Raw genomic sequence first — 13,147 nt, 5'->3', positions numbered from 1 at the left:
ATAAGCAATTAATACAACGATTCCTATCTTTCTAGCCTAGTGCTCTTTTATGAATAAAGGTAGGCTAATATTTAAAACTTATGAATCAAGTGAATTTACTGAAGTAAAAGTAACTAATATCGACCCAAAAATGGTTAATGGTGATATTCACAAATTTAATTAACGGCCTATAGTTTTAATTATGCTTTAAATAGCATCGCTGTTTTAAGCTTATCTTTGTAAGTGAAGCTTGTCACGTATTAGGTAGTTGCATTTTATCTTATGGATGCTTTTATTTGAAAACACCAAGTCAGGGGGGCTTAACTCGTCTTTTTCAAAAGTTAATGATGAATAGTTATAGTTATATTAAGGTTATGATTAATGGCTATGATTGTAACAAATAGCTTAAATTTCAACAGTCAATTATCGATAGCTGTGGGATATTAAAATCAGTGAAATAGGTATTTGCCTAAGTAAAATATAAGCGTGTATCAAACACTTAATAATTAGGGATAATAATGAAAAACAATCTAAAATTAAAAAGAGCGATTATCGTTGCATCAATATGTGTCATGGGTATTACAGCTTGCAGTGATAAGAATACATCTGCAGAATACATTACATCAGCTGAAAAATTAACGGTTAAGAATCAAAATAAAGCAGCTATTTTGGAGTTGAAAAATGCGCTTAGATTAGCACCAGACAATGCTGAAATTAGGGCTCTGTTAGGATCAGCTTATTTGAAAGTAGGCGATGTATTATCTGCAGAAAGTGAATTTAAAAAAGCTTTGACTAAGGGGCTAGAACCAAAAAAAATTATTCGTGAGTTATCTAGAACGTATTTATTATTAAATAAAGAAGATGAACTCAAACAATTATTAGGTATTAATGATCTAGACGAAGAACAGCAAATTATTGTAAATATATATATTGGTATAATGTATATTCAAAACAGTGAAATAAAAAAAGCTGAGTCCTATATCACACAAGCAAGTGAATTAAGTGAAGACAGTCTATATTCAAAATTAGGTATGTTGTGGTTAAAGTCTAGTACTTCATCAGATGAGGCAATCTCTGCGGTTGAAGAGCTGCTAAAAGTTGATAATACCCTCAGTGAAGCGATATTATTAAAAGCACATCTATTAAGAGCAAATGGTGACGTATTAGACGCGGCGTCAATATACGACGATTATTTAAATTTACACCCGCTAGCACACCATGTGAAAATTTTTAAAGCGTCGGCATTGGTAGAGGCTGAAAAATTCGCTGAAGCTGAGGTTGAAATTGACTTCCTATTAAATTTATATTCAAACCTTCCTATTTTGAATGAGTTAAAAGCAATTACTCGTTTTTATGATAACGATTTTCAATCAGCAGAAAATTATGCACGTAAATCAATGCAAATGGATCCTGAAAGGTCATTAGCCACTCTTATAGGTGGTATAAGCTCCTTTAAGTTAAACAATATAGAGCAAGCATATCGTTATTTGATTATCTTAGATGATAAGTTGAAGGATGGGGGGATTGGTAAAAAACTATTGGCCATTACGCGTCTTAAACTCGGTTATTTAAATGATATAACCAATGAATATTCAGCCGACAGTGATATTAGTGACTTTGATATACAGATGTTAACTGCTGCCAGTAAAGCTATAGCGCAGCAAGGTAATCAATCAGAAGCAAAAAAAGTATTGCAAAATATCGATAGTTCAAAAATAACGAGTATTGATAAGCTTACACAGCTGGGGCTCCTTAAATTATCTTTAGCAGATTCAGAAGGTTTAAAAGATTTACAAAAAGCAGTTGATTTAAACTCAGAAAATATAGAATCAAAAATTGTTTTAGTGGTTTCATTGATTTCAAAAAACAGATTGGATGAAGCTGAAAAATTACTTGCAACTTGGATACAAGATAACCCTAGTGAACCCAACCTTAAAGTCGCATTAGCAGAGGTTAATATAAGGAGACAAAACTATGCTTTAGCTGAATTTGAACTTAAAGAAATAGCTAGTGAGTATCCTAAGAATATATCATCACGTTTTCGATTATCTCAACTGTTGCAAAAGCAAAATAATAATGTTGAAGCGCTAGCATTATTGAAGCAAATTATTGCTATTAATAGTAAACATGGTGGGGCTTTAAGTGGTTTGGTTACCTTATCCACGGATAAGGACTTGGAAATACAAGATTATCTTTTGAGTCAATGGCGTACTGATAAATCAATTGAACTATCAACTGCTTTGGCAAAATCTTATGCTGCCATAAAAGAGCATACAAAAGCGGTTGATATATTAGATTCGGTAGATAACAAAGAAAGTAGCCGTCATTACATTTTGATTGGAGATCTATATTTAGATGCCCAAAATATTGAGGCAGCAGAAAAAGCTTATAGCATGGCAATAGTTAAAAACAGTGCTGATATTCAAGCTATTACAAAGTATGCCTTGTCACTTGAAATGCAGAGAAAATACCAAAAAGCACTTGAGGTTATTCAACGAGGGTTGAATGAAGTTAAATCAAATATAATATTAGAATTATTAGAAGTAAATTACCTTTTATTTACCAATCAAATTCAGCTCGCTGAAAATAAATTTAATAGCTATAACATAAAAGATAGCAATCAACCCATTACATATACCCGTTTAGGTGGACAAATTGCTTTGGCACAACAAAAATTTAATGTGGCTATTATTTATTTGGAAGAATTAGTAAAACTAGAAAATATGAAAAAGAATGTCTTAATGTTAGCTATGGCTTATGCCGGAAATCTTAATATTGAAGGTGCTATTGCAACACTTAATAAGTTTCTTGAGAAAGGCGATAATATTGATGTAAGAGCAAACTTAGCACAAATATATATGTCGACTAATCTTGCTTTGGCAAAAGAACAATATTTAATACTGATAAAGCAATTACCTGATAACTTTTTAATTCATAATAATTTAGCTTTTGCTGCAGTCAATACAAATGATATAGCGTTAGCCATTAAACATGCAGACAAAGCATTTGAATTAGCGCCTGAAAACCCACAAGTAATAGATACTCTAGGTTTTATTAAGTATATGCAGCAAGACTATTCTCAAGCGCTTAAATATTATAAACAGGCGAATGCGCTTGCTCCAAACGATAGAGGTATAATAATGCATATGGCAAATTGTTTAATTAAAATGGATAGAACTGAAGAAGCTAAAGTTTTATTAGCAACTATTAACAAATAAGATGTCAGGTTTTTTTACAATGGTAAATATCATCGATAATGTTTTCTCTTTAAATTACATTAAAACAGTCACTTAATAATCTGGCAAGGGAATTGCATTAACACCATTAAGTATAACTTTAAATGTAATTAATCACGAAACACATAAGGTATTGATATGAAAAACATGTATAAAGGAATGGTAGCTGCAACATTGTTAGCTACAGCAAGTTTAGCTACAGCAGGAACAGTTTCTCTACCTGGTGGCGTAACATTTAACGAATTAACAGATATTGATGCTGATCACAAGAAAGGCACATTCTCAACTTCATTTGATTTTGTACAGTGGTGGGAAGACAGCAGTAATAATGCGACTAGCTTAACAACTATGTTTTCAGGCGGTGCACCAGCAACTGATGCTAACGGTCGCACTGATTACGACCTTACTGGTTACGGTGAATTAAATACAGATTCTGCTACAGGGTCATTTCAATGTAATGGCTGTGAAATGACCTTTACATTCGAAGGTTTAGGTTTAACATTAGTGCCTGTTGCTAACCCAGCTTATACTGATGGATATTCAACATATAGTACTTTTATCAACCCAGGTGGATCTGAAGCTGACTTTGAAGCATCAGGTTATTATGCGTCGATAGGTTCTCCAGCAGCGCAAAGTATCTCTCCTGGCCTTGATTTGGCTGGCGCTACGATGAGTATTTACCTTGATAATACCCCTGATTTAGATTTAGGTCTTAATATTGGTGATAATACTAATGCTTTGAATGGTCAATCATGGTTAGAATTGTCGTTTACAGAAGTTGACTTTGGTGTTGTTGCCGGAGCAGCTGATCCAAGTGTTGCTGGTTTGAATCGAGCTGATTCATCTTTTGGCTTAGACGTTACAGGTGGCTTGGCTGCTGACTCTTTTTTACTTGCAGATGATATCCGTAACATTCCTAGCTTAAGTACCTTTGTAGATATGATTGGCTTTGGTTTGTCAGGTGAATTTGCTAAACAGAACGATGTTTATGATACTTATTCTGTTGGCGGTACAGGTACAGCTTCTGGTTTTGCTGTTCCAGAGCCAACTTCTATTGCTATCTTTGGTTTAGGTTTATTAGGTTTTGCAGCTGCAGCACGTCGCAAGCAATCTTAATTACTAAGATAACCACGTAATAAATTAAAAGGCCTCCGTTTGGAGGCCTTTTGCTTTTTTGATAGTAAGTTTGTTCTTATTTTATTTTATTCTTTTCTTTTATGTAGTACTAGCTATTTGGGATTGTAGCGACCAGGGCTAAGAATATTATTTGGATCAAAGCTATTTTTTAATAACTGTACTGCTTTCCAAAACGATTTATCTTTATCAAGTAACCATTGCTGCTGATCTATATTCAAACGGTAAGGCACCCATCCTTGATTCATCCCCTCTAAAACAAGTTCTTTTAAGCAATCCTGAGCATCTTTGACTGCAGTAGGGTTTGAGCTGTCGAAAACTATCGGTATCGTACTGTCGATACAGTCATGGCGTAAATTAGTAAAGGTTATAAAAGGCTCTATGTTGTATTTAGGGCATGTTTTACGGATAAAATTAACATACCGTTTCATCTCTGACGGTATCATTGGGATGAGTGGTGCATACCAAAGTAAGCCACATTTATCCTTCGCAATTGAGAAGACATGATCAGGTTCATTATTGAAACTTGGTAAATTAGGATTTCTCCAGTAAGCAAGCTTCAAGGCTACCCGGTTGGGTTTACCCAACATTATTTCTTCTCCTAAATTAAACGAATCTAATTGTTTTTTTACGCCCACTAATTTAGGACTCAAATTAAAAAGAAAACGGGGTGTGTTATTAACCGCTAAGTTACCTAACTTTATAATAGAGCTATCGGAAAATATAAATTTACATTTTATTTGCTTGAAAAGGTTTTTTATTTCTTTAGCCACAACATTCACAACAGCGGTTGTGCCGTATATTGTGCCAACAATTGTCCAGCAAGGAGTATCTTGTTGTTTAGCAATATTATCAATTTGTTTTAATGACATAACTTGGTGCTGGTCAGTACCATTGGGGTTTTCCGCAAACATCGATAATATTCTGCGTTTATCCATCAGGTTTATAGATCCAACAATACCTTCATAATTACGGAGCGCTGTTTGTATTAATGGCACAATATCTGTTAACAAATCATCATTGTAAACCTTAATAAAGAATGACTTAAACGCTGCTCGCTTTTGCGCGAGTCTGATAGTGATTTCTGTAACTATACCTAAACTTGATTGTGTGAATAAGCCATCGATGTAAGGGCCAGGACTATATTTAAAGGTTTTATCGACTAAATCACGACTAGTACCATCAGGGTTTGTGCTTTTATCTAAGTCGCTAATAGCAGATTGAAATAGCTCTCCCGATGCCCAGTAACCTTTTAATGAAGTAACAGCATCAAAATGTTGGGTATTTGGGGTTATCCCATAGCCACGCTCAATAGCATTACTTAAAATTGCACAATCTGGTCCTGCTCCTGTGGTAGGAACCATATAATTAGCATTGTTTTTTTGCAGATAATCATAGAGGTCTTGTTGAGTCACTCCAGGCTCAATCGTTACCAGATCTAGTTCTGGTATCAGGCATATTCTTTTTAGCATGGATAAATCAATAATAACGACAGGCAATATATCTGTAGGAGGTAAGCCTGTACCATAGCCCCAATTTCTTCCTGAGCATATTGGATGAACTGAAAATTGATTTTGGTTTTCAATAGCAGAAGAATTGGCAAGCTTAAGTATTGCCGGTATATCTTCAATTAAGGCAACTTTGACTACCGCAGTGATGTCACGGTTGATTCCCTCTGTCCCTCGTAAATATGGCGCTGTTTGCTCTGGCGTTGATAGAATAATAGCGTTCGGAGATAATATATTTTTGAGCTTTTCAAATAGAGTGTCCATGACTTTCAGTGCCTATGTATTATATATGATTTATAACAAATTCAATGATGTAGTGTGTTTAAGCATAGCAGAAGTTAATTGATATAGGATAGAAGAGTATTAAGATTAGACTTGAAGGAACATTGTTCAGTTTGAAAAAATGCTTATAGCACTTTACCTTGAAAAATAAATCACATAATTAATGTTATTGAATTGTATGGTTATGATTAAGGCTTATGTCTTGTTTTTATGGGAAAGATTGACAGTTGATAAATGATATCTATGATAATAGTATGATGTATCTATAATAGAATACTAATAATTTGCAGCTAAATAATTCTAAACAGGAAATTTAAATGAATCTTTTAAAGTTAGTCATAGGTACAAGTATGTTGTTTGTGCTGTCCGCCTGTTCTGATAATGAGTCAGCGCAAAGTTATATCGCCAAGGCCGAACAAGCAATCGTTGAAAAACAAAATAATGCGGCCATTATCTCGCTAAAAAATGCGCTAAAAATAGCGGATGATAATGCCCATGCCCGGTTTTTATTGGGGCGTCTTTATTTAAGTAACGGCGATGCTGAAAATGCAGCCAAGGAATTAGAGCGTGCCAATAAATTAAAGTATGCTGGCGATAAGGTGCTGCCTCTGTTAGCTCGAGCATATATATTAACGGAATCAGATGGTGATGTTTTAGCGCTCGCTAAACAAGTTAAGACCTTACACCAGCCAAGCACTCAATATCTTGCGTATAAAACAATGGCAGCATTGCGAACAGGTGATAATGACCTTGCCGAAGCTACTGTTGATACGGCTACTTCTCTTTTTGGCTCTGACGCTTATAGTTTACTGGCAAGTGCCTATTTAGAGTTTTCAAAACAAAATACCACACTAACACTTACACTCGTTGAGCGAATTTTAACAACAGATGCAAATAATGCCGATGCACTTATGCTGCAAGGTCAAGCTGCATCGGTTGAAAAAAATTATGCTTTAGCGGTCAATAGCTTTCAAAAATACCAAGAGCTGCAACCTAATTCTGGCAAGGTACAGTTATTTATTGCCGATGCATTATTGAAAAATGGTCAATTTAAAGAGGCTGAGGCCATTGCCGACACTTTGCTAGCTAAAGTGCCAACACAGCCTTTTTTACAATACATTAAAGCCAATGCACGTTTTGAAGATAAAGACTATCAAGCAGCAAGTCGCTTTGCTAATCAATCATTAAGCTCTGGTTTTAATACCTTTAGTTTGAAATTGGTCGCGGGGGCAAGTGCCTTTTATTTAAAGAACTACGAACAAAGTGTTAATTATTTAAAAGAGTTAATGCCTTACATTGCAGACGATCACCCAGCTAGAAGAATGTTGGCAGTCAGTCAATTACAGTTAGGCTTAATTGACGATATAAGTGAAACATTAAATGGCTATGATTCTAAAAACAAAGAGGATGTTCAGTTTTTAGCAACGCTAAGTTATGAATTGCTTGAAGTTGGCGCATATGAACAAGCACAGAAAATGGCGAGCTATGTTTCAACGTCAACTGATATGAGTGCTGAAGAAACCGCAAGGGTAGGTATGTTGAAGCTGATGATGAATGATCCATCAGGTATCGATAAATTAGAATTAGCCTTACAAAAAAATCCCGAATTAGCCTCAGCGGAACTTTTACTGGCTTTTAGTTCAATTAAGTCAGGAAACTTACCGCGAGCAACTAGAATTGCTAATAAGTGGTTGAAAGAATACCCTGAAAAAGCGGGAGGTCATAATCTTCAAGCCGCTATTTACTTTGCCAATAAAGATTTAATAAAAGGTCAGGCCGCATTAGAAAAAAGCTTACAGCTTGAACCTGATAATGCTTATGCGTTAACTCAAATGGTGCAGCTAGCCAATTACCAAAAAGATACTAAGCAAGCGATATTATTAACGGAAAAAGCAGTAAAAGTGCACCCCGATAATATACAAATATTGACTCAGTATTTTGATTTTCATAAAAATGATGCTGGCTTAAAAGTATTAATGCAGGCCCAAGAAAATAATAAAGATGATATCAAGTATGGCATTCTATTAGCTGAGGCGCTGGTATATCTAGAGCAATTTAAACAAGCCAATGCTCTCTTAAACGATTACAAAATAGATGTTAGAACTCCTAAGCGTTACTGGCAATTAGTGCTAGGTATTAATGCTAAAAATCCAGATGGTAAAGATGCTTATTCGATTCTAGAGCAATGGCAAAAGACTAACCCCTATCATATAGAGTCTTCTTTTTTGTTGATAAATTATTGGACAAATAAAAGATCGCCAGACCGAGCGTTAAGAGTTTTAGAGAAAGCTGATGAAAAACATCCAAATAATCTGATGCTACATTTAGTTAAAATGAAGATATTATTGGATAACAATCGCACGTCTGATGCTAAAGCTTTATTTGAAACATTAGATAAATTCACTATTAATGAAGATTTAATTGCTGGGATCTCGGGAAGAATTTTTCTCCTTGAAAGAAATTTTGCTGATGCTGTGCCTAAGTTAACACAACAATACCAAGCTCAACCTAATAGCAATAATGCCACCTATCTAGCTTTTGCTTTAGAAGGGAATAATCAAAAAGCGGAAGCTATTGCGTTATTGGAAAATTTTGCTAATAAGGAGAACGTAGAAAAGAAAATTCATCCCAGAGTTAGCCTAAGTCTCGCGAACATGTATTTAGCTGAGCATCAAGATAAGGCTATCGCAGAGTATGAAAGACTGATTGAAGTTTTGCCAGAAAACATCGTGGTATTGAATAACTTGTCTTGGCTTTATATGGATCAAGGTCAGTTTATTCAAGCGCTAAAGTATGCAAAAAAAGCTTATGCACTTAATGCCGAGATACCCAATGTAGTTGATACTTATGCGCAAGTTTTGCTGAAATCGGGTGAAACTGTCGAGGCGTTAGTCAAAGCTAAAGAGGCTTATAAGTTGTCTGAAGGTAAAGATATTGATATTACTTTAAACTTTGCTGAAACATTGTTAGCCAATAAAAACAACAAAGAAGCTCAACGCTTACTAATAGGGGTAACGGGTGGAACTGCCGCGCAACAAGAGAAAAAGCGTCAACTATCTGAATAAGTTTAAGCTAAAACAGTGATGTTATAACTGGCAGCAGGTGTTGTAATAAAATAAATCAGTCACAAGGTGGCTGATTTATTAGGAGAGTTTAAAACTGACTACGAATATCTTTTTGTATTTCTTTATATAGGCTTTTAAAGCCACTGGTTAAGTTATCTAAAAAGATTTCGGCATTAATATAATAAGGGGCGCGCAAACCATGATATTCAATGGGCTCACCAATTTGTACAAATTTAATGCCAACAAACTTCATACTACGGGCTAAACGTGGCTCCATCATCACATAGGCGTGTTTTATACCGGTATCGATAGCTAAGGTGCCAGCAACCATATATAAACCAATCGCAATAAATGGGAAGCAACGCAGTTCTGATTCTGAGTAAGAATTTTCGCTGATAGCACCGATTGCCGAGCCTTTAAAGCGATCTGATTTACGGCGTCTAAAATCAGCTTTCACTGCTAAGCGAGAAATTTCACCAATCTCTTCACGTTTGAATTTTTTAGGATCGTAGTTTTTGTCTTGAATTGCGTCATAACAAAATTTTTCAATCGGTAATAATTCATCATCACTGCTTGAGCGCACTATACGTACACAACTGGTGTAATTATTGGTTGGTTTGTGTTGAATTAAAGCAAAGATCGAATGTGAATCAAAACCATCCATTTCCATGCCATCATCTTTTTGATTTTCGAAGGCCAATTCTTCACAATAAACATTGTGGCGAATTTTAAAGACTTCTTTACGTAGGTTGTCAGTAGAAGCGTACTGTGGTTTGAGAAACTTGGTAAAATGCTCTGCAATATTTCCGGCATCATGATTGACCTTAAACGACGCCACTTTTTTTGCGACATCGCCAATGATGGGGGAATTTAATATTAATTTGCTAAGACTCATCTTCTCATCCATTTGTCATCATCTTATTTCGTGACAAGGGTAATTTCGTCACGATAGATACTATTAATATAACCTAATATTGGATAAATATTACTATTAACTGATAAAAAAATTTAATTTTTTCCTAGTTTTATCGGTAATACTTCTTGTGCTGTTTTGAAACCAATATCAAACAAGCTTTGTTTTTGCTCTGTTGTCATAGAAAAGTCAACGGCAGAGTAGTTACCAATATTGACTACTACGGTGTTATGCCAGAAAGCTTCATTGATATACTCGCGTGAAATGGTGGTCATAAAGGTACGAATAAGTAGGGTCACGTACTTATAAATGGGAAAAAACCCCTTGATGTTAATTTCATTATTCTCATGCTCGCCTTTAAGGCGAAAACATAACACCGGTGTACCGTCTTTTGCCCAGTCACGATGAAGGGCGTCTTCAGATAAAATACTGCCGTCAACCATGACATGATCGCCAAAAGTCTTGAAACTAAAGATTAAGGGAATGGACATCGAGAATCGCACTGCTAGTGACACTTTTACATCAGGGGTTTGTTCCTTGTTGAAAATAACGGGTGTACCTTTAGCTACATCCGTTGCAACAATATGTAAATTATAATCAAGCTCGGCAAATGTTTTTCCACCGAGTAGCCCATCCATCCATTGCTCAAAACGGTCACCGGAACTTAAACCGCCGTTGCGAATTAATTTTAATAATGAAAACTCTCGAAACTGGTTATAGTTGGTATTTAAGGCTATATCTTTAATTTCAGCAGGACTTAAACCAGCAGCAAATAAGCTACTAACGATACTACCACCTGACACACCGACTAAGTGGTTAAAGTCGATATCAAAGGCTTGTAATGCATGTAAAATTCCAACGTGTGCAGGTAACCGTGTCCCGCCTCCTGCAAATATGGGAACTACTGTTTTTTTTGTCATAGTGTTGAACGACCTTAAAATAGATACCTGCCCGCAGGGATATAACATATTGTTATAATTATTTTAATTATGAGTAATCATAGCTGTTTTTGCGAGTAAAACGCAGTAAACTTATTGACAAGAAATAAAATTTCTAATGAATGGAGGGTTTAAGATGCGTTATTTGAAAATAATATTAACTGCTTATTTAATTTTATATACGAACTCAGTGCTGGCCGATTTAGCCGATACTGTTGAGAAAATTAAACCGGCGGTAGTAGGTATTGGTGTTCATACGCCATCGGGTCGCCAGCAAAATAGCTTGAACGGTAGTGGTTTTGTTATTGGTAATGGTCGTTATGTGGTTACCAACTTTCATGTTTTACCCAAAGAACTTGATGAGAATATCCTCCAACAAATGGCGGTGTTTACTGGTTCAGGAAAAGCGGCGAAAGTGCGTACCGCTGATATTGTTGCTAGTTCACAGTTACACGATATCGCCGTGCTAAAAATTCATGGTGCACCATTACCGGCGATGCAACTTGCCAATAAAGAGTTTAGTCGAGAGGGCAGCTATGTTGCTTTTACGGGCTTTCCTATTGGCGCTATTTTAGGCTTATATCCCGTGACCCACCGCGGTATTATTGCCAGTATTACCCCAACGATAATTCCGGTAGATAATGCTCAGCAAATCAGTATTAAGATGTTGAAAATGTTGCGTAATCCTTATTTAGTCTATCAACTTGATGCTACCGCTTACCCTGGCAATAGTGGCAGCGCTTTATATGATGTTGATTCAGGAGACGTGATTGGTATTATTAATAAGGTCTTTGTGCAAGAGTCAAAAGAGGCGGTGATCACTAACCCTAGCGGTATAACATACGCGATTCCGGTTAAATATTTATTAGCCTTATTGAAAAAACATAAAATTGATTATCTAAGCGCTAATGGCTAACTTTTCAGTTTTCAGTCTCTAGTCTTCAGTGATTACGCTAAGGTCTTGCAGGTTTTTGGGCGAGTCAATTAAGGCTGAAACCGACACCAGGTCAATATCAAGGGCGGCGAGTAAGGGGATTAAGCGATTGAGTGCCGCGATCGTTTCAGGGTGAGGGTGCGCAATAGCCACTACTGATTTATATTGCTGGGCATGCTCAATCAGTTGCATAAATTGTTGATCAATATAGTCACTGGTTAATTGATTATCTAAAAATATTTGTCGGTGGGTTGTTGGTACGCCTATCTGAAGGGCGATACGTTCTGCTTTGGTTTTGTTGGTGGTTACACTGTCGACAAAAATTAAATCTCGCTCTTTTAAAAAGCGCATCGTCCACATCATCGGATTATAAAGTTTTGTTAGCTTGCTCCCCATATGATTATTCATACCAACAGCAAAGGGTATTTCAGCAAAAGCAAGCGCTAACTGATGACGGATCGACTCTTCATTCATTGTGACGGTTAATGCGCCAGGACCTAACTTTTTACCATTTTCTGCTTCCATGGGAATATGTAAAATAATTTCGTTATTTTTATTATAGCCTTGTTGAGCCAGTCTTTTACCATAAGGAGTATGAGGGAGTATAGCGAAGGTAATAGCGCCGGGTAACGTTAGTACGCCAGCATCACTTTTTCGATAACCAATGTCGTCAATAATAATGGCGACTTGTGCGTTTTTAGCGATTGCTGAAGGCGATATGCTCAGTAACGTTAATAAAATAACTAATAGCGGGAATAAAGGCAAAAGAACTCTTAATTTGAAAAGTATAACTATTGACTGAGATTATCAGTAGAAAAAGTTTAAATCGAGGAGAAGTTAAATTTTTCTACTTATTTAAACCAAGCTTCAGGGTTAACTGCTTAACCATCGCTACGTATTTCGAAATAAATAAAGGTGATTGACTGTTATTTTGACTGTTATTTTGACTGTTATTTAAACCAAGCTTTAGGATTAACTGCTTGACCATCGCTGCGTATTTCGAAATAAATAAAGGTGATTGACTATTATTTTGACTGTTATTTAAACCAAGCTTTAGGGTTTACTGCTTGACCATCGCTGCGTATTTCGAAATAAATAAAGGTGATTGACTATTATTTTGACTGTTATTTTGACTGTTATTTAAACCAAGCTTTAGGG

Annotated in this window: 8 protein-coding genes; 4 read left to right on the top strand and 4 right to left on the bottom strand. The window is 35.8% G+C overall.

Annotated elements, in window-relative coordinates; translation table 11 throughout:
- Positions 1-497 precede the first annotated feature (497 nt).
- Positions 498-3,197 carry an XrtA/PEP-CTERM system TPR-repeat protein PrsT gene (prsT, locus tag ESZ26_RS12485; RefSeq protein ID WP_146799823.1) on the top strand — a complete coding sequence of 900 codons (2,700 nt, stop codon included), beginning with the start codon at positions 498-500 and terminating at the stop codon, positions 3,195-3,197.
- Between the two features lie 156 nt (positions 3,198-3,353).
- Entirely contained in the window at positions 3,354-4,331 is a 978-nt protein-coding gene (locus ESZ26_RS12480; RefSeq protein ID WP_146799822.1) for a PEP-CTERM sorting domain-containing protein, read from the top strand.
- Between the two features lie 113 nt (positions 4,332-4,444).
- Here ESZ26_RS12480 and ESZ26_RS12475 read toward each other — a convergent pair whose 3' ends face one another.
- Positions 4,445-6,121 carry an FAD-binding oxidoreductase gene (locus tag ESZ26_RS12475; RefSeq protein ID WP_146799821.1) on the bottom strand — a complete coding sequence of 559 codons (1,677 nt, stop codon included), beginning with the start codon at positions 6,119-6,121 and terminating at the stop codon, positions 4,445-4,447.
- 335 nt (positions 6,122-6,456) lie between these two features.
- Between ESZ26_RS12475 and prsT (ESZ26_RS12470) the strand changes: the two genes are divergently transcribed.
- On the top strand, positions 6,457-9,204 hold the full coding sequence (gene prsT / locus ESZ26_RS12470) for an XrtA/PEP-CTERM system TPR-repeat protein PrsT (RefSeq protein WP_146799820.1): 2,748 nt from the start codon (positions 6,457-6,459) through the stop codon (positions 9,202-9,204).
- Positions 9,205-9,292: 88 nt separating this feature from the next.
- On the opposite strand, the gene ESZ26_RS12465 is transcribed toward prsT (ESZ26_RS12470), so the two are convergent.
- Both ESZ26_RS12465 and ESZ26_RS12460 read right to left on the bottom strand, forming a co-directional pair.
- Complete coding sequence (locus tag ESZ26_RS12465; protein WP_146799819.1) at positions 9,293-10,099, bottom strand: PEP-CTERM/exosortase system-associated acyltransferase; 807 nt, start codon at positions 10,097-10,099, stop codon at positions 9,293-9,295.
- A 113-nt stretch (positions 10,100-10,212) separates the two neighbouring features.
- Positions 10,213-11,037, bottom strand: a complete 825-nt coding sequence (locus ESZ26_RS12460; protein WP_146799818.1) for a patatin-like phospholipase family protein — start codon at positions 11,035-11,037, stop codon at positions 10,213-10,215.
- Positions 11,038-11,191: 154 nt separating this feature from the next.
- On the opposite strand from ESZ26_RS12460, the gene ESZ26_RS12455 reads away from it, so the two are divergent.
- The gene (locus tag ESZ26_RS12455) at positions 11,192-11,971 is read left to right on the top strand and encodes a S1 family peptidase (RefSeq protein WP_146799817.1); all 780 of its coding nucleotides are present in this window, start codon (positions 11,192-11,194) and stop codon (positions 11,969-11,971) included.
- An 18-nt stretch (positions 11,972-11,989) separates the two neighbouring features.
- Here ESZ26_RS12455 and ESZ26_RS12450 read toward each other — a convergent pair whose 3' ends face one another.
- Positions 11,990-12,754 carry a divergent polysaccharide deacetylase family protein gene (locus tag ESZ26_RS12450; RefSeq protein ID WP_146799816.1) on the bottom strand — a complete coding sequence of 255 codons (765 nt, stop codon included), beginning with the start codon at positions 12,752-12,754 and terminating at the stop codon, positions 11,990-11,992.
- Positions 12,755-13,147 lie beyond the last annotated feature (393 nt).

It is taken from the genome of Colwellia hornerae, from assembly GCF_007954355.1.
In the GTDB taxonomy this organism is placed as follows: domain Bacteria; phylum Pseudomonadota; class Gammaproteobacteria; order Enterobacterales; family Alteromonadaceae; genus Colwellia_A; species Colwellia_A hornerae.
Note: the sequence above shows the minus strand (reverse complement) of the source record. Positions and strands in the feature narration are given on the sequence as shown.

Excerpts from the sequence above, each read along its gene's own strand:
- prsT (WP_146799823.1), top strand. The coding sequence starts at position 498 with ATGAAAAACAATCTAAAATTAAAAAGAGCGATTATCGTTGCATCAATA.
- ESZ26_RS12480 (WP_146799822.1), top strand. The coding sequence starts at position 3,354 with ATGAAAAACATGTATAAAGGAATGGTAGCTGCAACATTGTTAGCTACA.
- ESZ26_RS12475 (WP_146799821.1), bottom strand. The coding sequence starts at position 6,121 with ATGGACACTCTATTTGAAAAGCTCAAAAATATATTATCTCCGAACGCT.
- prsT (WP_146799820.1), top strand. The coding sequence starts at position 6,457 with ATGAATCTTTTAAAGTTAGTCATAGGTACAAGTATGTTGTTTGTGCTG.
- ESZ26_RS12465 (WP_146799819.1), bottom strand. The coding sequence starts at position 10,099 with ATGAGTCTTAGCAAATTAATATTAAATTCCCCCATCATTGGCGATGTC.
- ESZ26_RS12460 (WP_146799818.1), bottom strand. The coding sequence starts at position 11,037 with ATGACAAAAAAAACAGTAGTTCCCATATTTGCAGGAGGCGGGACACGG.
- ESZ26_RS12455 (WP_146799817.1), top strand. The coding sequence starts at position 11,192 with ATGCGTTATTTGAAAATAATATTAACTGCTTATTTAATTTTATATACG.